Below are 17,926 nucleotides of genomic sequence, written 5' to 3' on the forward strand. Positions count from 1 at the left end.
AAATTTTCAGCTTTCTTGATCATCAGGATTGATAAGGACATTGACCGGGAAATCCCCCAGGGCAGTGCTGATCAACAGCTCCTTGTCTGGTGTGACTGCGCCTGTATGAAAAAGTCCCTTCCAGTTTTTGTTTGTCGCGGCGAACGGTAATTTCACCCGTGTGTCGCCCCAAACCTGCGCATTGATCTTGGGATGCACACCGTTTTCAAGCAGGTCATGCGCCCATCTCGGCACCACCACCAGCAGGTAGTTGCCCTGGTGCTCGCGCGCGAACGCGACCACCCGTTCGGCGTGTTTGCCAAGCACTTGCAGCGGTGTGTAGGTTCCTTTGCGGAACAGCTCGGGACAGGCCTTGCGCAAGCCCAGCACCTGGGCAATCAATGCCTGTTTGATACGCCCGTCGCGCCAGTTGAACAACAGTTCGCCGATGTCCGGTGGGGTATCCAGCGCCTGTTGCCGGGCGTTGAAGTCCACCGGCCTGCGGTTGTCCGGGTCCACCAGGCTGAAGTCCCAGAACTCAGCGCCCTGGTACAGGTCCGGTACACCCGGCACCGTCATGCGAAGCAAGGATTGCGCCAGGCCATTGAGCGCACCGGCCGGCGCGATGGCCTGGGCCGCCGCGCCGATAGCAGTGCGCAACACCTGGCCTTCATCGCTGAGCAACAGCCGCGCCAGGAAGGCTTCGACGCCTTGTTCATAGGCTTCGTTGGGCGCGCTCCAGCTGCTTTGCAATTTGGCTTCGCGCAGGGCTTTCTGTTGCCATTGCCACAGGCGCTGCCGATAGCCCTCGAAGTCATCGGTCTGGTCCAGGGGCCAACTGCCCAGCAGTACCTGGTAGAGGATCAATTCATCGCCCGCTGAAGGCGTGCTTGCATCCGTCTTAAGTGGCGCGGCGAGGGCGCGCCACTGCTCGACCTGCTCGGCGTACCACGCCGCGCACTCGCTCAGCACGGCCAGGCGCGCGCGGGTATCTTCGCCGCGCTTGTGGTCATGGGTGGCGGTGGCCAGCAGGTTGTCAGGGAAGCTCTGCAGGCGTTGCTGGTTGACCCCATGGAAGTCGGCCAAGGGGGCGCTGAATTGTTCGGTGCTGAAGCCCACGTCGTTGCGCGACAGCAATACCGCCGAGCGATAGAACGCGGTGTCTTCCACCGCCTTGGCGGCGGCGGGCGACGTCAGTTGCTGGAAGCGCACGCAGGCATGCTTGAGGATCTTGCGTTCACGGCCCACCGGGCGATTGCGCCACGGCTGGCCGCCCAGCCAGTTGGCCAGGTGGTCGAGCACCGGCCAGTCGCCTTCGCCCAGGGTGGTGCGGGCGCCATCCATGGCCTGTTGGAACAGCCTGTCGTCGGCGGCGCTGCGGCCACGGGCGCTGATATAGGTGCGGTACACCGGGAAGTGCACGATCAGTTCCTGCAAGGCCCGGCGGATGGCGCCGAGGGTCAGGTCGCGGGTCATCACATCGTCGCGGGCCACTTGCAGCAGGGCCTGGGCCACGCTTTCAAAGTCGCCGCCGAGGGAGCCGTTGAGGATCTGCTGGCGGGCCAATTGCGCTTCTTCGATAAACGCAGCAGGCCGCTCGCTGTGACGGGTCCACAACGCGGCCAATGGCGCGAAGCCGTCCGGGTGATGTTGCAGCAGCGACAACTGGTTCATGAACTCGTAGCCGGTGGTGCCGTCCACCTGCCAGTCGTCGCGCAGGGTTTCGCCTTCGCCGAGGATCTTCTCCACGAAGATCGGCAAGTGCCGTTCGGGTGACAGCGAGTCCACCCGACGGCGCAGCTTGCGGCAGTAACCGCGCGGGTCGGCCAGGCCGTCGATGTGGTCGATGCGCAGGCCATCCACCAGGCCTTCGCTGATCAGTTCGAAGATCTTGCCATGGGTGGCCTCGAACACAGCGCTGCGCTCCACGCGCAGGCCACCGAGTTCGTTGACGTCGAAGAAGCGCCGCCAGTTGATATCGTCCGCCGCGGTGCGCCAACTGGCCAGGCGATAGGCCTGTTGTTCCAGCAACTGATGCAGGCGCTTGAAACCCTCGGGCTGGCGGCCGTCGAAAGCCTTCAAGCGCTGTTCGATCGCCGGCAGCACGTCGGTGGCGCGCTCGGCCAGCGCTTGCTTGAGCGACGCGGCCGCGTGGTAAGCGTCGTCCTGGTGGGCGAGGGCGCTGAAGCGCTCGGCCAGGGGGTGGAGCCGTTCATCGGTGCCCAGGATCGCCGCGTAATCCTTGGGGCAGATGGGGAAACGGTGTTCGTAATGCTCGACATAGAACGCGCCGTGGTCGGCATCGAAGTGCAGGGTCAGGGTGCCGGCCTGCAGGGCTTCGCCGTAGTCGCTGCCGAGGAACGGCATCAGCAATTGGCCTTTGAGCAAGGGGTCGGGCGAATGCCATTGGATGTCGAAGAACTCGCTGTAGGGGCTCAGGCGGCCCCACTCCAACAGGTCCAGCCACCAGGGGTTGTCGGCCCCGCCGACGGCCATATGGTTGGAGACGATATCGAGGATCAACCCCATGTCGTGTTCACGCAGCGCAGCGACCAGGCGCCGCAGGGCCGGTTCGCCGCCGAGTTCCGGGTTGACCGTGGTGGGGTCGACCACGTCGTAGCCGTGCATGGAACCGGCGCGTGCACTCAGCAGCGGCGAGGCATACAGGTGGCTGATGCCCAAACGGGCGAAATACGGCACCAGTGGCACCGCATCATCGAGGGTAAAACCTTTATGGAATTGCAGGCGCTGGGTGGCGCGCAGGGGCAGGGCTTTCATCGGTCACGCTCATAGGCTTGGTTGCGCGCGACGGCCAACAGTTCGAGGCGGCGGGCGGCGCCGGCATTGTCGAGCAGGCTGGACGCCTCGCCCGACAGGCGGCGGCGCCAGTTGGGGTGGGTATCGGTAGTGCCGGGCAGGTTGGCTTGCTCCTCAACGCCGAGGGCGTCCTCCAGCGGCAGCAACACCAGTGGTGCGCGGGTGTGGCCGAGGTAGCGCACGCTGGCGTCGATCATGTGGTCGGTTTCATTGCGGATCTCTTCGACGAAGTTCTGCGGATCCTGGCTCAAGGCCTGGCGCAGTGCCTGGCGTTCGCGCAGGCGGTGCTCGCTCCATTGCTCCACGGTCGGCGCATCGATCAGACCCAGCTGGATGTTCCACTCGATATCGCGGCTGTGCCACCAACCGTTGAGGGTCGGCAGGTCGTGGGTGCTGGTGGTGGCCAGGGCGTTGTCCGGCCAGTCGAGGATCGGCTTGAACTGGCCTTCGTGGTTCTGTTCGAACAGCAACACGCGCATGCCCAGGATCGAGCGGGCGATGAGCTTTTCGCGCAGGCCGTCCGGCACGGTGCCCAGGTCTTCACCGAGCACGATGGCCCGGTGGCGGTGGGATTCCAGGGCCAGCAGGCGCAGCAGGTCGTCCACCGGGTAATACAGGTAGGCGCCGTCACGCGGCGAGGCGTCCACGGGCATCACCCACAGGCGTTGCAGGCCCATCACGTGGTCGATGCGCAAGCCGCCGGCGTGGGCGAAGTTGGCGCGCAGCATTTCGATAAAGGCGCGAAAGCCGTGGCGCTTGAGGCCTTCGGGGGAGAACGCGGAAATGCCCCAGCCCTGGCCGGCGCGGTTGAGAATGTCGGGTGGCGCGCCCACGGTCAGGTCGGCGAGCAATTCATCCTGGCGGCTCCAGGCCTGGCTGCCACCCCCGTCGGCGCCCACTGCCAGGTCGGCAATCAGGCCGACGCCCATGCCGCTGCCGCGTGCGGCTTGTTGTGCGCGCTCCAGGCAACGGGCGATCAGCCATTGGCAGAACGCAAAGTAGCCGATCTCTTCACGGTGGTCTTCGGCGAACAGGGCCAATACCGGGCTCTGTGGGGTGCGCCAGTCTTCTGGCCAATGGCGCCAGTCGAGGTCTTCACCGGCGGCGGCGCGGGCGGTTTGCACGGCTTCGAAGCGGCAGTGGTTTTCCAGGGCCTCACCGCCGGCCTGGCGGAAACTCTGGAAGTCGGCGTGTTGCGGGTGGTGGCCGTGGCGGAAGTCTTCGTACAACGCACGCAGCAGGCGCTGCTTGGCGTTCGCTGCGGTGGGCCAGTCAATCAGGCTGTGTTGCTCCAGGTCGTGCAGTTCATCCGCCAGGCCGCTGGCTTCGATGGCGTTGCGCACTTCGCGCTCGCCCAGGATGCAACCCGGCGAGGCATACAGGCTGTTGAGGAACAAGCGGCTGGAGGGAGAGTACGGGCTGTAGCGCGCGGTGTCGGCGCTGAACATCGCGTGCATCGGGCTGATCGCCAGGGCATCGGCGCCACGCTCGGCCGCTGAGCGGGCGAGGTGCTCCAGGGCCAGGGTGTCGCCGAAGCCGCCATCGCCCAGGCGGCGCAAGCTATACAGTTGCGCGCTGAGGCCCCAGGCGCGGGCAGGTCGGCTGTCGACCGCTTCGGCCACGCTGTAGCAATGGGTGGGCGCGACGGCCAGGGTGAAGGTCTGGTCGGCAATATGCACCTGGTGGTAGCCGAGGGCGATGACGCCGGGCAGGACGGCGTCGCCATCCAGGCGCAGCTCCAGGGTTTCACCGTCTTCCAGGCAGACCCGGCACAGGGTGTCCGGTTCGAAGTAGCGGGCCAGGTCCAGGCCTGCGCCGCTGTCGATGGTCAGCAGGGGCGGCAGGTGTTTGTCTTGTTGCACCTGTTCCAGTGCCCGCAGGCTGGCGTTGACTTCGGCATCGGTATCGGCGGGGTGGCCCAGGCCTTTGAGGACGGCGCGCAGGGCGTCGGGTTTGACACGTTGCGGGCGGCCGTTTGCGTCGATCCAATCGACGGCCAGGCCCGCTCGGCTGGCGAGGATTTCCAGGTTCGCTTCGCTCAAGGGTGCTCTCCAACAGGGGATAGGGTGACGCGTGCGCTATACGGCGGCAGGTGCGCGCCGGCGTTGGCAGGCGTTTCAAACAGCACAGGCGCCGTCGCTGGCTGATCCAGCGGGTTGGCGCTCAGGTTGAGGTCGATCTGCAACAGGCTGCCATTGCCCAGGCGCCAACGAGCGCTGACGGCGCCTTCGGCCAGCACCTCGGCGCCCAGGGCCACGCTGCCGGGCAAGTGCGGCACGATGTGGCCGTGGCGCAGGCTCAGCAGTTGGCGGTAGAGCTCGGTGTGTTCGTTCTCGTGAAAGCTTGGCGTGGTCTGCAAAAAGGTCGTCAGGGCATTCGGGTCGGGGATGCGTTCGCGTCGCTCCGGGTCCTGGAACGCGGCGAAATCCTTGAACTCATTGCGACGGCCTTCGCGCACGGCTTCTGCCAGTTCGCCATGGTGATCGGTGAAAAACAGGAACGGCTCGCGGGCGTTCGATTCGTCGCCCATGAACATCAACGGGATCATCGGGGAGAGCAACAGCAGGGCGGTCGCCGCCTTCAATGCCTGCGGCGAGCAGAGTTGATGCAGCCGCTCGCCCAGGGCACGGTTGCCAATCTGATCGTGGTTCTGCAGGAAGGCCACGAACGCGCCCGGCGGCAGATGCCCGCTGGGTTCGCCACGCTCATGGCCATGCCGGGTGGTGTGGCCCTGGTAGATAAACCCTTCGCCCAGGCAGCGCGCCAGTTTGGCCGTGGGCTCTTCGGCGAAGTCGCTGTAATACGCGTCGGTTTCGCCGGTCAGCAGCACATGCAGGACGTTATGGAAGTCATCGTTCCATTGCGCGTCGAAATCCTGCTGCAGGAGACTGGCCTGGTTGAGTTCGTTTTCCAGCATCAGCCAGACGTGCCGGCCGGAATCCACCTGTTCGCGCACCCGGTGCGCCAGTTCCTTGAGGAAGTCCGGGTTGTCGATGGCGTGGACGGCGTCCAGGCGCAGGCCGTCGAAGCGGTATTCGAGCAACCACATCAAGGCGTTATCCAGGAAAAAGTCGCGCACCTCGCGCCGGTTGAAATCGATCCCGGCGCCCCAGGGCGTGTGCACGTCTTCCTGGAAGAAGCCCTTGGCATACTGACCCAGGTAGTTGCCGTCCGGCCCGAAGTGGTTGTAGACCACGTCGAGGATCACCGCCAGGCCGTGCTCGTGGGCGCTGTCGATCAGGTGCTTGAGCTGTTCGGGCGTGCCGTAGGAGGCTTGGGGCGCGTAGGGCAGGACCCCGTCATAGCCCCAATTGCGATCACCGGGGAATTGAGCCAACGGCATCAATTCAATCGCGGTAACACCCAGCTCGGCCAGGCGTGGCAGATGTTGTTCGATGCCGGCATAACCCCCCATGGCGCCGACATGCAGTTCATAGATGACGGCCTCGTGCCAGGGGCGGCCTTGCCAAGTGCTGTGGCGCCAGTGGTAGGCAAGGGAATCGACCACCACGCTCCAACCGTGCACATCCGCAGCCTGGGCCCGGGAGGCCGGGTCGGGTACATCCATTTGCCCATCGATATTGAAGCGGTAGCGCGTGCCCGCCGGGCACGCTATTTCGGTTTCAAACCAGCCATCTGCCTGGGGCAGCATGGCAACAGATTTGCCGTGTTCCAATTCAACGCTGACATAAAACGCGTCTGGCGCCCACAAGGCGAAACGCGTGTGTTGCGCGTCCAGCATGATTGCGCCGTGGGGCCAGGTTTCCAGAGTCCTTAACGGCATCTATAGAGACCTCCCGATGATTATTTAGCGGATTTCCCCAGTGCTTTAGCCACCAGTCGCTCGTACAGCTCGGCGTAGGGTTCCACCGCCTGGCTCCAGTTGAACGGTTGGGTCATCGCTCGGCTGCGCATGGCATTGAGCAGGCCAGGGAAGGCAAACACTTTGAACGCGCGGTTCAAGGCTTCTTTGTAGCTGTCGACCGTGGATTCATTGAACAGAAAGCCGGTCACACCGTTTTCGATGGTGTCGGCCAGGCCGCCGGTGTTGCGGGCGACGGGCAGCGAGCCGAAGCGCTGGGCGTACATCTGGCTCAGGCCGCAGGGCTCGTAGCGCGAAGGCATCAGCAGGAAATCGCTGCCGGCGAACATGCGGCGGGCATCGGTCTCGTTGAAGCCGATGCGCACACCGATCTGGCCGGGAAAGCGCAGCGCCAGTTCGCGCATGGCGTTTTCTTCTTCCGGTTCGCCGCGACCGATGATCGCAATTTGCCCACCTTGCTCGACGATGAAACTGGCCACCGCTTCGGTGAGGTCCAGGCCTTTCTGGAACACCAGACGCGAGACCACGGCGAACAGCGGGCCGGTCGAGTCATGCAGGCCGAACAGGTTGCGCACCTGTGCGGCATTCACGGCTTTGCCTTCCCAGTCGCCGATGTTGAAGTTGTGCGTCAAGTGCGGGTCGGTGGAGGTTTCCCAGCTGTCTTCAATGCCGTTGGGAATACCGCTGAGCAAACCTTGCTGGGTCTTGCTGGCCAAAAAGCCATCGAGGCCGCAGCCGAACTCGGGCGTCGTGATTTCCCGGGCATAGGTGGCGCTCACCGTGGTGATATGACTGGAATACGCCATGCCGGCCTTGAGGAACGACATCTTGCCGTAGAACTCCATGCCTTCCTGCTGCAGGGCGTGGGGTGGAATGCCCAGCTCTGGCGTCGACGCCAGGCTGATCACGCCTTGATAGGCCAGATTATGGATGGTGAACAATGTCGGCGTGCGTGACCCACGCCAGTGCATGTACGCCGGGGCCAGGCCGGCGGGCCAGTCGTGGGCGTGCACCAGGTCCGGGCACCAGTGGATCTGTGCCAGGTTGGCGGCCATGTCGGCGGCGGCCAGGCCCAGGCGGGCGAAACGAATATGGTTGTCCGGCCAGTCGCGGCCGTTGTTGGCGCCGTAGGGCGTGCCTTCGCGCTCGTAGAGCTCGGGGCAGATCAGTACATAGATGACCAGGCCATCCTTGAGGTCCATGCGCCCGATCTTGCACGGCGGCAGCGCCGCGTGGCCGCCCAGCTCACCGATGATATGGATCGGGTTGTCGCTTTCCATCACCTGCGGATAACCGGGGATCAGCACCCGCACATCGTGCAGGTGGGCCATGGCGCGGGGCAGGGCGGCGGAGACGTCGCCCAGGCCACCGGTTTTCACCAGGTCGGCGAACTCGGAGGTCACAAACAGGACTTTCTTACGGTTGGGGTTGTGGCTCGGAACCGGCCGCACTGTGGTGAGGTCAGCCAACGCGGCGACCCCGCCAACGCTCTGACTAACACGCTCTCCCTGAATACTTGCAGCGGCACTGATCATAATTCTCTCCACGTGTTGGTCGGCTAATGGCCGGCTGCCATTAACTCCGTCGACCGCATCCTGCGGCCACGCGCACAAGCGCTGTACAGATCTGGCAAGGCTTATGCCAGTTGCACGGTTGGCAGATATAGATTGGATGGACGGGCATCGGGCTGGAACCGTGTGTGCTCGTCGTACCTTAAAACTTGACCAATGGCCGAGTTGAAAAGTTTAGATTTTTTGCGGGGTTTTTGTTTTGGAACGGACCCATCGGTCATGAGTCTAGGACAGATCCCAGAGCCTGTAGGCTTTCTGGGAATATTTTGTAGGACAAAAAAATTGTAACCATATGCCAGGTGCTCTGTGGCGAGCAGGCTTGCCCTGCGTTGGGCTATGGAGCATTGGGGAGCGCTTCGCGCTCCAACGCGGGGCAAGCCCGCTCGCCACAACAAGCCCGCTCGCCACAACAACCCGCTCGCCACAGCAAGGCGGTTCGCTATAAGAGTGCGAACGCACAGAAACGGTGCGTCAGCCCAGCACGCGAATGGGCGTGCCGTTCGTCCAGGCTTGAATGTCTTCGATCATCTGTGAATAGAACTGCCGGTAATTCTGCTCGCTCACGTAGCCCACGTGCGGGGTGGCCAGCACATTCGGCAACCTGCGCAACGGGTGATCCGCCGGCAACGGTTCCTCGGCATACACATCCAGCGCCGCCCCGGCCAGGCGACCGCTTTCCAGGGCCTGCACCAGTGCCTGCTCATCCACAATCGGCCCGCGTGCAGTGTTGACCAGGCGCGCGCCGGGTTTCATCCAGCCCAGCGCCTGGGCATCCACCAGCCCACGGCTACGGTCGCTGAGTACCAGATGAACGGTAAGGATGTCCGACTGTTCAAACAGCGCTTGCTTGCTGACCCAGGTCACGCCGGACTCGGCGGCACGTTCCGGCGTGAGGTTTTCACTCCAGGCAATCACGCGCATGCCGAACACCTGGGCGAACTGCGCGACCTTCTGGCCAATGCTGCCCAGGCCGAGAATCCCCAGGGTCTTGCCGTGCAGGTCGCCGCCGAGGCCCACCTGCCAATGGCCGGCACGCAGCGAATTGGCTTCGGCCACCAGGTTACGGGTGGAAGCCATGATCAATGCCCAGGTCAGTTCCGGCGCGGCGTGTTTATAGCTGTCGGTGCCGCAGACCTGAATGCCCAGGGCCTTGGCGGCGGGAATGTCGATGGCGGCGTTGCGCATGCCGCCGGTCACCAGCAATTTGAGCCGGGGCAGGCCTTGCAGCAGGGCCTTGTCGAAGGTGGAGCGTTCGCGCATCACGCAAATCACCTCGAACCCCTGCAAACGCTCGATCATCGTGGCGGTATCCGCCGGGTAATCGTGCAGGAAGTGCACCTGGCCTACTGCCTCAAGGACTGACCAATCCACCACGCCTCTGGCCACGTCCTGCCAATCATCAATGACTGCGATCTGTACCGACATTCAACGAGTGCCTCGAAAAAGGTTGGATTAAAGGGCGTTCAGCCCCTGCAACAGTGCTGCGTGAAACCGGGCCGGCTCTTCCATTTGTGGCGCATGCCCCAGGCCTGGGAATTCCACCAGGGTGGCATGGGGGATCAGCTTGGCTGCCTGCTTGCCAAGCACGGCGTAGTTGCCGAGCTTGGCTTTGACGGCTGGCGGCGCGACGTCTTTGCCGATGGCGGTGTTGTCGGACGTGCCAATCAGCAGCAGCGTCGGCATCTTCAGGTCCTTGAACTCGTAGTACACCGGCTGGGTGAAGATCATGTCGTAAATCAGCGCCGAGTTCCATGCGACCCGCGTATGCCCGGGGCCGTTGCTGAGGCCGGCGTACATGTCTACCCAGCGCTCGTACTCCGGCTTCCAGCGCCCGACGTAATAAGTGTTGAGTTGGTACTTGCGGATGCCCTCGGCACTGACATTCAGCTCACGGGCATACCATTGGTCGACGCTGAGCGAGGGCACCCCCAGCGCTTTCCAGTCTTCCAGGCCGATCGGATTGACCAGCGCCAACTGTTCGGTTTGCCCGGGGTACATCAGCGCGTAGCGCGTGGCAAGCATGCCGCCGGTGGAATGGCCGACAAGGGTAGCCTTCTGAATACCGAGCTTTTCCAGCAGTTGGTGGGTATTGAGGGCCAGTTGCTGGAAGCTGTATTGATAATGATCGGGTTTGCTGGAGCTGCAGAAGCCTATCTGGTCCGGCGCGATCACGCGGTAGCCGGCGTCGCTCAGGGCCTTGATCGAACTTTCCCACGTCGCGCCGCAGAAGTTCTTGCCGTGCATCAGCACCACGCTGCGACCGTTGGGCTTGCCATTGGCCGGAACGTCCATGTAGCCCATTTGCAGGGACTCGCCTTGGGATTGAAACTCGAAATGCTTGAGCGGATAGGGGTAGTCGAAGCCTTGCAGTTCAGGACCGTAGGTGGCGGCAAACACCGGCGCGGCGGTGGCCGTGATCAGGCCGGCGATGCAAAAAGCGCGGAACAGAGGCATGGGCAGGGCTCCTGGAAAGGTGGTTCGGATGCTGTTGCCCAAGGATTAAGCAGCGATTAAACCCATTGCAAAGTCACGGCGGCCAGCACGCCATAACGCAGGCCTTTGGCCAGGGTCACCAGCAACAGAAATCGCCACAACGGCTCGCGCAGCACTCCGGCTACCAGCGTCAGCGGGTCGCCAAGGATCGGCACCCAACTGAGCAACAGCGTCCAATGGCCCCAGCGCTGGTAATGCTGGCGGGCTTTGTCCAGTTGCTGGTCGCTGACCGGAAACCAGCGCCGCCCCTTGAAGTGCTCCACCCAGCGTCCCAGCCACCAGTTCACCACCGAACCGAGCACATTGCCCAGGGTGGCGATACCCAGCAACAGCCACAGGCTGTAATGCCCGCTGAGCAGCAGGCCGACCAGCACGGCTTCCGATTGCAGGGGCAGCAAGGTCGCGGCGCCAAACGCCGCGAAGAATAACCCCAGGTAGCCCGCGATCATTGCGCCGGGTATTCAGCCACGACGACATCTTTACCCTCACGGGTCAGGCCGATGACCTGATAGGCCTCGCTGCGGCCTTCCACTTCCATGCCGGGCGAGCCCATGGGCATGCCCGGCGCGGCGATTCCCAGCAGGTCGTCGCGCTTGCGCAGGGCCAGCACCTGTTCGGCGGGGACGTGGCCCTCGACGAATTTGCCGTCGATCACGGCGGTGTGGCACGAGTCCAGGCGCGGCGCTACGCCCAGGCGTTGCTTGACGGCACTCATGTCGGCTTCGACGTGGTCATTGACCTTGAAGCCGTTGCTTTCCAGGTGGCTGATCCATTTTTTGCAGCAGCCGCAGTTGGCGTCGCGGTGCACGTCGATGGGGATCAGGTCGGCGGCCTGGGCCAGGGTGGCGGTGAACAGGGTCGACAGCAGGGCCAGGCGCAATGGGATTTTCATAGGATCTCGCGTGCAGGTGGGATGGCGGCGATCATGACGACGTCATCGCAGGCAAGCCAGTGTCCACAGGGCGAGAATGTTTCAAGATTATACGAGCGGTGGATTTTCCAGCCTGTGCTTGAGCTGGTCCAGGGCAAGCGCCGACAGTTCGATCATGCGTTTATGCAAGGTGGCAAGTTGCAGTTCGGTTTCATAGGTCAGTACCCGCTTGAACAGCGTGCCGCCCTGGTGGGGCATGAGGAAGTAGTGAATCGAACCATCCACGGCCAGGGACGTAAACACGGTCTTGAACTCGCCGGGGCGCCGGGCGATCTGCACGCGGTAGCTCATGGGCACGCGTACACCCAGCAGGTCGATCATTTCGGTGAAGCGGGCGCCGGCGGGGAGTGAGCCGGTGGTGCCGGTGTCGGCTCCGAGGGACGTGGGGTGCCATTCGTGCCAGCGATCCGGCTGGGTCACATAGTCATAAACGGCATCGATGGGAGCCTGGATAAAGCGTTCCTGACTGATCCGTTCCAAGCGGACCGACTGCTCGGCTGCGCGCATGGCACACCTCCTGTGCGTCTTCGAACTGTCAGAATAGTCCCACTCCCGCACATTGCACGGGAGTGTTTCAGCCGTTTATCAGCACACCTTGAAACGACTCATCAGGGTAATCACCCGCCCATTCGCCTCGAGCAGGCTCTGGGTATTGTTTTCGGTGGCGTGGCCGCTCTGTACCAGCTCTTCGACCATTTGTCGGATCTGCACCATGCTGCGGTTGATCTCCTCGGTCACCGCGCTTTGCTGTTCGGCGGCCGTGGCGATCTGGGTGCTGAGGTTGTTGATATGGCTGACGGAGCCGGCCATTTCATCCAGCCCGGTATTCACCCGCGCCGTGGCGTCCGCCGCCGACTGGCAACTGGCCTGGGTGTTTTCCATCGCGGCCACCGAGGAACTCACGCCCGCGGTCAGGCGCGTGAGCATGTCGTTGATCTGCGAGGTACTGGCCTGGGTGCGTGCGGCGAGCGCGCGCACTTCATCGGCAACCACCGCAAACCCACGGCCTTGCTCGCCAGCCCGCGCCGCTTCGATGGCGGCGTTGAGGGCAAGCAGGTTGGTCTGCCCGGCAATCGCGCCGATCACGCCGAGGGTTTCGGTGATGCGTGCAGCGTCCTGGCGCATGTTCTCTACGCTGTGGGTAGCGCTGGAGACTTCGCCGATCAACGCGCTGACGCTGTTGGACGCCTCACCGACCACCACGCGGGAACGATCGGCATGCTCGTTGGCGCGCTGGGTGAACGCGGCGGTTTCGGCGGCGTTTTGCGCCACGGTGTCGGCGGTGGAGCTCATTTCGGTAATGGCGGTCACCGTCTGGTCGGTCTCCGACGCATGCCGCACCAGGATCTGGTTGGTGTGCGCCGAGGTCTGTTGCAACTGCGCAAGGCTCGACGACATGGCGCCGGTGGCCTGGGTCACTTCGCCGATCATGTTTTGCAGGTAGACGATAAAGCGGTTAACCGAATGGCCGATGGCGCCCAGTTCGTCTTCGGCACGGATGGTGATGCGTCGCGTGAGGTCGGCGTCGCCGGCGGAGAGTGCGTCGATATTGGTTTTCAGCGACTTCATGCGCTGCACCAGTTGGCGGATCGCATATACCGCGAGCAGCACCAGCAACAACACCATGGGGATCTGCAACAGCGCCAGGCTGCCGAGCACGTCATTGCGCTGGGCGGTGATCAGCGAGGTGGGCAGGGCGGTGGCTAGGAACCACGGGGTGCCCTCGATAGGGCGCATGTAGAAGGTGCTGGCCACGCCCTGGTTGTCGAACTCATTGCGTTGCAGGGCCTGGTCGCGATGGGCCAGGGCTTTGCTGACCTGGGCGGCAAACGCGGAAGTGCCGGTGAGTTCGCTGATGTTTTTCAACACCACCGGGCCGCTGATGCGCGAGCTGTTGCTGATGATCTTGCCGTCGCCTTCAACGATCAGCATTTGCCCGCCGATGTCTTTCTCTTTGCTGGCCACCAGGTCATTGAAGAAGCCCAGGGTCACGTCGATGGTGGCGACGCCATAAGGCACGCCGTCGCGCTGGATTGCCATGGCGCAGTTGGTGCGCGGCTCCTGGCTGGCGTCGTCCTTGTAGGCGGCGGCCCAGGCACATTGACCGCGTGGCGAAGCGAGGCCGCCCTTGTACCAGCTCTGGTCGTAATAGTTGGGCGCCGGGTCGCTGTTCCAGAAGGTGTTCACGGTCAGCTTGCCCGATGCATCGCGGTGCCAGAACGTGCTGTGCTTGTTGCGCCCCGGGGTGCGCTGGTTGGGCAGCGGCCAGATGCCGCCGCCGAAGACTTTCAACTCGCCATACTGGTCGACCAGGCCCGGCAGGACTTTGTCGATGGCATCGCTGTCGAGCAATGGAATGGTCTGGGTGATGCTGCGTTGCTGGGACTGGACCTTGTTGAGTTCGCCCTGGATCTGCTCGGCGACCTCGGCGACACGGTTGAGCACCACCTGCTCTTCGGTGTGCTGTAGCTTGGGTGCGACCAACTGGCCGATACCCACCACGGTCAACACAAATAACACCAGGACGAACAGCACCAGGAACAGGGTATAGCGGGCTTGGATGGAGCGCAGTGGGGGCATGGGGTCGTCCTTACGAAGCGTTTATTGTCGACGCGGCTTTGTTAGAGCTTCGTAGGGCTATCGGCTTGGCAGGACAGAGCTTTAGGTACGATGGTGCAAGAAAATACCGCGCCGGTGACCGACGCGGTATTTATTCAGATATCCAGCATAGCCATGACGGCCTCGGGGTAGCGCAAGCCGGCGGGCGCCTCGGCAGGGAAGATGGCCTCCAGCGCCGCCAGTTCGCCCGGGCTGAGGCTGACCGACAGCGCGGCGACATTCTCCTCCAGGTATTTGCGCTGCTTGGTGCCGGGAATCGGGATGATGAAATCACCCTGCGCCAGCACCCACGCCAACGCCAGTTGCCCGGCGCTGATACCCTTGTCGGCGGCCAGTGCCTGCACGTTTTTCACCAGTTCTAGGTTCTTGCCGAAGTTCTCGCCCTGGAAGCGTGGGCTGAAGCGGCGGTAGTCATCGGCGCCGAAGTCGTCCGGGCTTTGCAGCGCGCCGGTCAGAAAGCCACGGCCCAGCGGGCTGTAGGGCACAAAGGCGATGCCCAGGCGCTGGCAGGCAGCGAGGCAGCCGTTGTGTTCCTGGTCGCGGCTCCACAGCGAGTATTCGCTTTGCAGGGCGCTGATCGGGTGCACCTTGTGGGCGCGCTCCAGGGTGGCGGCGGAGCCTTCGCTCAGCCCCAGGTAACGCACCTTGCCCTGTTGCACCAGCTCGGCCATGGCGCCGACGGTCTCTTCGATGGCGACCTCCGGGTCGATACGGTGTTGGTAATACAGGTCGAGGGTTTCTACGCCAAGTCGTTGCAGCGTGCCGTCGATGGCCTTGCGGATGTATTCAGGGCGGCCGTTCACACCCCGCACGGCGGGGTTGGCCGGGTCACGCACGATGCCGAACTTGCTGGCCAGGAACACCTGGTCGCGCTTGCCGACGATGGCCTTGCCGATCAGTGCTTCGTTGGTGTGCGGACCATAGATATCGGCGGTGTCGAGGAGGTTGATGCCCAACTCCAACGCGCGGTGCAGGGTTGCCGTGGCTTCGCGGGTGTCGCTGCCGGGGGTGTAGAAATCGCTCATGCCCATGCAGCCGAGGCCGATGGCTGAGACGAGTGGGCCGTGGGTGCCGAGTGTGCGGGTATGCATGGGGTGTGCTCCTTGGGTGGGAAGGCCTGCATTGTCACGCTCGACAAAACCGGGATAAACCGGCTAAAAGCACTAACACTATTCGTAATATCTGAATAATCAGCGCAAGGAACCGCCCCTTGGACCGTTTCAACGCGATGCGCGTGTTCACCCGGATCGTCGAATTGCGCGGCTTTGCCAAGGCCGCCGACAGCCTGCAATTGCCCCGCGCCTCGGTGACGGTGTTGATCAAGCAATTGGAGGCGCACCTGGGCGTGCAACTGTTGCAGCGCACCACGCGGCAAGTCAGCCCGACGCTGGATGGCGCGGCGTACTACCAACGCTGTGTACAGTTGCTGTCGGACCTTGAGGAAACCGAGGCGGTGTTTTCCACCCGGCGCCAGAATCCACGCGGCACCCTGTGCGTAGACATGCCGTCAGGAATAGGGCGCTTGATCGTGATCCCTGCATTGCCGGCATTCACCGCCCGCTACCCCCAGATCGAACTGGAGATCAGCCTGAACGACCGTCCGGTGGACTTGATCCGTGAAGGCGTGGATTGCGTGCTGCGTGGTGGTTTGGCCCTGGATGAGTCGCTGGTGGCACGGCCTCTGGCGATGATGGATCAATTGACGTTGGCGAGCCCGGGGTATCTGGCGCGCAGAGGGATGCCTGCGTCGTTGCAGGACCTGGCCAACCATCGGATGGTCGAGTATGTCTCCAGCGTCACGGGCAAACGCTTTGGCCTGGAGTTTGAGGTCGACGGCCAATTGCGCACGGTCAACCTGTCAAAAGGCTTGGCGGTGAACAGTTCCGATGGCTACTTCGCGGCCTGTGAAGCCGGGTTCGGCTTGATCCAGGCACCCGGTTACCATGCGATGCGCCAATTGGCCGAGGGCACCCTGGTGCAGGTATTGCCCAGCCTGGCGGTGCCGAAAATGGCCCTGTCGGCGCTGTATCCGCCGCACCGTCAACTGTCCCAGCGTGTGCGGGTGTTCGTGGACTGGCTGGTCGAACTCTGCGCCCGGCCCGACACCGGTTTGCAGCGCTAGGCCTGGGCCTTGCGATACGCCCCAGGCTGTTGCCCGGTGACCTTGTGAAACGCCCGGGTGAACGCTGCCACCGACTGATACCCCACGGCCAGCGAGACGTCCGCTACCGTCTGGTCCTGCTTGAACAGTTGGCAGGCATGGCGCATGCGCATCATCAGCAGCACTTGCCCTGGCGACTGCCCGCACAGTTCATTGAAACGCTTGAAAAACGCCGAGCGCGACAACCCGGTGCACGCGGCCATGCTTTCCAGGGTCCAGGCCTCGGCGGGCTGGGCGATCAACTGCTCCAGCAGGTTGGCGAACGCCGGTTGCCGGGCCAGCGCCGCCAGGCCGCCGAGTTCACGGTTGTCCAGCACTTGTTGGCGCAGGACATACAGGAACAACAGGTGGCACAGCCGCTCAAGCAAGGCAGAGGAGGGCGCAGGCACGCGCTCGCACTCTTGCAGGATCAGGTCGAACAGGTTGCGCGCGGCGGCCAACGAAGGGTCGCCTGCGCGCAGGATGATCCAGGCGGGCAGGGTGTCGACGATCATCGCCGACAGGCCGGACTGGAAGTGAAAGAACCCGCAGACCAGGCCGACGCCATCGCTGGCGGCGCTGTCCAGGGGCTCCATCGGTACACGGGGGCATTCCTGGGCGCCGGCGGCGGTGGGCTCACCGGACAGCCGATATTCCAGGTCGCGCAACAGGAACACCGCGTCGCCGTTATCCAGCCGATGCGGCGTGGCGTCGCCCTCGATATGCAGCCAGCACTGACCCTGCACAATCAGGTGGAAACTGGCGCTCGCCAGGCCGTGGGTGCTCGCATGCCAGTCGCCGCAGTAGCGGCCCACATGGAACAGGCTGGTGTCGAGTTCGAGGCTGTCTAATAACCAATCGACAAGTGCACTGGACGAATTCATCTAATGGAAAGACTCAAGAGCAAGTAATCGCTACTTTAGCCTATTGAGACGATTTCTTATAACCAACAGACTGGATACACGAACCCATCAGGAGACCACTCCATGTCCCGTGTACCCCTGCTTACCCCTGAAACCGCGCCGGACGCGGCCAAGCCCTTGCTGGAAAACGCGCTGAAAGGCTCGGGTTTCATCCCCAACCTGCTGGCGGTACTGGCCAACGCTCCGGCGGCGCTGGAGACCTATATCACCGTGTCCGGGCTGAACGCCAAGGCCGAACTCAGCCTGGCCGATCGCGAAGTGGTGCAGTTGATTGCAGCCACCACCCACGGCTGCGATTTCTGTGTGGCCGGGCATACTGCCGTGGCACGCAACAAAGCCAAATTGCCGGAAGAAGTCATCGACGCCCTGCGCCAACGCGGTGAGCTGCCCAATGCCCGCTATGAAACCCTGGCTGCGTTTACCCGCGAAGTGATCGCCACCCGTGGCGATGTCAGCGATGCCGGTTTTGATGCGTTCCTGGCCGCCGGTTATACCCAGGGCCAGGCGCTGGAAGTTATTTTGGGCGTGAGCCTGGCAACCCTGTGCAACTTCGCTAACGTGTTTGCGCGCACCCCGTTGAACCCGGAGCTGGCGCAATACCGCTGGGAAAAACCCGCAAGCTGAAGATGA

14 protein-coding genes and 1 pseudogene are annotated in these 17,926 nt (G+C 63.3%); 2 read left to right on the forward strand and 13 right to left on the reverse strand.

Annotation, left to right across the window (positions count from 1 at the left end):
* Positions 1 to 6: 6 nt before the first annotated feature.
* The 12 genes and pseudogenes from BM026_RS25630 to BM026_RS25680 all read right to left on the reverse strand — a co-directional run bounded on the left by BM026_RS25630 (position 7) and on the right by BM026_RS25680 (position 15,324).
* Positions 7 to 2,757 (reverse strand): malto-oligosyltrehalose synthase, encoded by a 2,751-nt coding sequence (locus tag BM026_RS25630; protein ID WP_093530497.1) that lies wholly within the window; start codon positions 2,755 to 2,757, stop codon positions 7 to 9.
* Positions 2,754 to 4,838 (reverse strand): 4-alpha-glucanotransferase, encoded by a 2,085-nt coding sequence (gene malQ, locus BM026_RS25635; protein ID WP_093530499.1) that lies wholly within the window; start codon positions 4,836 to 4,838, stop codon positions 2,754 to 2,756. The genes BM026_RS25630 and malQ overlap by 4 nt, the downstream gene beginning before the upstream one ends.
* Positions 4,835 to 6,580 (reverse strand): malto-oligosyltrehalose trehalohydrolase, encoded by a 1,746-nt coding sequence (treZ, locus tag BM026_RS25640; RefSeq protein ID WP_093530501.1) that lies wholly within the window; start codon positions 6,578 to 6,580, stop codon positions 4,835 to 4,837. The genes malQ and treZ overlap by 4 nt, the downstream gene beginning before the upstream one ends.
* 20 nt (positions 6,581 to 6,600) lie before the next feature.
* On the reverse strand, positions 6,601 to 8,154 hold the full coding sequence (glgA, locus tag BM026_RS25645; RefSeq protein ID WP_092243891.1) for a glycogen synthase GlgA: 1,554 nt from the start codon (positions 8,152 to 8,154) through the stop codon (positions 6,601 to 6,603).
* A 507-nt stretch (positions 8,155 to 8,661) separates the two neighbouring features.
* Complete coding sequence (locus BM026_RS25650) at positions 8,662 to 9,615, reverse strand: D-2-hydroxyacid dehydrogenase family protein (RefSeq protein WP_093513316.1); 954 nt, start codon at positions 9,613 to 9,615, stop codon at positions 8,662 to 8,664.
* Between the two features lie 27 nt (positions 9,616 to 9,642).
* The gene (locus tag BM026_RS25655; protein WP_093121125.1) at positions 9,643 to 10,644 is read right to left on the reverse strand and encodes an alpha/beta fold hydrolase; all 1,002 of its coding nucleotides are present in this window, start codon (positions 10,642 to 10,644) and stop codon (positions 9,643 to 9,645) included.
* A gap of 56 nt (positions 10,645 to 10,700) precedes the next feature.
* Positions 10,701 to 11,132: a YqaA family protein gene (locus BM026_RS25660; RefSeq protein ID WP_093513315.1), complete on the reverse strand. Its 432-nt coding sequence runs from the start codon at positions 11,130 to 11,132 to the stop codon at positions 10,701 to 10,703.
* Positions 11,129 to 11,575, reverse strand: coding sequence for a DUF411 domain-containing protein (locus tag BM026_RS25665; RefSeq protein WP_093530503.1), 447 nt, complete (start codon positions 11,573 to 11,575; stop codon positions 11,129 to 11,131). Before BM026_RS25665 ends, BM026_RS25660 begins: the two co-directional genes overlap by 4 nt.
* A gap of 87 nt (positions 11,576 to 11,662) precedes the next feature.
* Positions 11,663 to 12,121, reverse strand: a complete 459-nt coding sequence (locus tag BM026_RS25670; protein ID WP_071488173.1) for an SRPBCC family protein — start codon at positions 12,119 to 12,121, stop codon at positions 11,663 to 11,665.
* A 78-nt stretch (positions 12,122 to 12,199) separates the two neighbouring features.
* Positions 12,200 to 13,045, reverse strand: coding sequence for a methyl-accepting chemotaxis protein (locus BM026_RS29705; RefSeq protein ID WP_371914421.1), 846 nt, complete (start codon positions 13,043 to 13,045; stop codon positions 12,200 to 12,202).
* A gap of 15 nt (positions 13,046 to 13,060) precedes the next feature.
* Positions 13,061 to 14,194 (reverse strand): annotated as a pseudogene (locus tag BM026_RS29710) (cache and HAMP domain-containing protein); the annotation flags it as partial.
* A gap of 134 nt (positions 14,195 to 14,328) precedes the next feature.
* The gene (locus BM026_RS25680; RefSeq protein ID WP_093530505.1) at positions 14,329 to 15,324 is read right to left on the reverse strand and encodes an aldo/keto reductase; all 996 of its coding nucleotides are present in this window, start codon (positions 15,322 to 15,324) and stop codon (positions 14,329 to 14,331) included.
* A gap of 119 nt (positions 15,325 to 15,443) precedes the next feature.
* Between BM026_RS25680 and BM026_RS25685 the strand changes: the two genes are divergently transcribed.
* Positions 15,444 to 16,355: a LysR family transcriptional regulator gene (locus tag BM026_RS25685; protein WP_093530507.1), complete on the forward strand. Its 912-nt coding sequence runs from the start codon at positions 15,444 to 15,446 to the stop codon at positions 16,353 to 16,355.
* On the opposite strand, the gene BM026_RS25690 is transcribed toward BM026_RS25685, so the two are convergent.
* Positions 16,352 to 17,257, reverse strand: a complete 906-nt coding sequence (locus BM026_RS25690; RefSeq protein WP_093530509.1) for an AraC family transcriptional regulator — start codon at positions 17,255 to 17,257, stop codon at positions 16,352 to 16,354. The genes BM026_RS25685 and BM026_RS25690 overlap by 4 nt on opposite strands.
* 102 nt (positions 17,258 to 17,359) lie before the next feature.
* Here BM026_RS25690 and BM026_RS25695 point away from each other — a divergent pair, with 102 nt between their 5' ends.
* Positions 17,360 to 17,920 (forward strand): carboxymuconolactone decarboxylase family protein, encoded by a 561-nt coding sequence (locus tag BM026_RS25695; RefSeq protein ID WP_093530511.1) that lies wholly within the window; start codon positions 17,360 to 17,362, stop codon positions 17,918 to 17,920.
* Positions 17,921 to 17,926 lie beyond the last annotated feature (6 nt).

Source organism: Pseudomonas sp. NFPP24, assembly GCF_900112095.1.
Lineage (GTDB): Bacteria > Pseudomonadota > Gammaproteobacteria > Pseudomonadales > Pseudomonadaceae > Aquipseudomonas > Aquipseudomonas extremorientalis.

Excerpts from the sequence above, each read along its gene's own strand:
- BM026_RS25630 (WP_093530497.1), bottom strand. The coding sequence starts at position 2,757 with ATGAAAGCCCTGCCCCTGCGCGCCACCCAGCGCCTGCAATTCCATAAA.
- treZ (WP_093530501.1), bottom strand. The coding sequence starts at position 6,580 with ATGCCGTTAAGGACTCTGGAAACCTGGCCCCACGGCGCAATCATGCTG.
- glgA (WP_092243891.1), bottom strand. The coding sequence starts at position 8,154 with ATGATCAGTGCCGCTGCAAGTATTCAGGGAGAGCGTGTTAGTCAGAGC.
- BM026_RS25650 (WP_093513316.1), bottom strand. The coding sequence starts at position 9,615 with ATGTCGGTACAGATCGCAGTCATTGATGATTGGCAGGACGTGGCCAGA.
- BM026_RS25655 (WP_093121125.1), bottom strand. The coding sequence starts at position 10,644 with ATGCCTCTGTTCCGCGCTTTTTGCATCGCCGGCCTGATCACGGCCACC.
- BM026_RS25660 (WP_093513315.1), bottom strand. The coding sequence starts at position 11,132 with ATGATCGCGGGCTACCTGGGGTTATTCTTCGCGGCGTTTGGCGCCGCG.
- BM026_RS25665 (WP_093530503.1), bottom strand. The coding sequence starts at position 11,575 with ATGAAAATCCCATTGCGCCTGGCCCTGCTGTCGACCCTGTTCACCGCC.
- BM026_RS25670 (WP_071488173.1), bottom strand. The coding sequence starts at position 12,121 with ATGCGCGCAGCCGAGCAGTCGGTCCGCTTGGAACGGATCAGTCAGGAA.
- BM026_RS29705 (WP_371914421.1), bottom strand. The coding sequence starts at position 13,045 with ATGATCGGCGAAGTGACCCAGGCCACCGGCGCCATGTCGTCGAGCCTT.
- BM026_RS25680 (WP_093530505.1), bottom strand. The coding sequence starts at position 15,324 with ATGCATACCCGCACACTCGGCACCCACGGCCCACTCGTCTCAGCCATC.
- BM026_RS25690 (WP_093530509.1), bottom strand. The coding sequence starts at position 17,257 with ATGAATTCGTCCAGTGCACTTGTCGATTGGTTATTAGACAGCCTCGAA.
- BM026_RS25695 (WP_093530511.1), top strand. The coding sequence starts at position 17,360 with ATGTCCCGTGTACCCCTGCTTACCCCTGAAACCGCGCCGGACGCGGCC.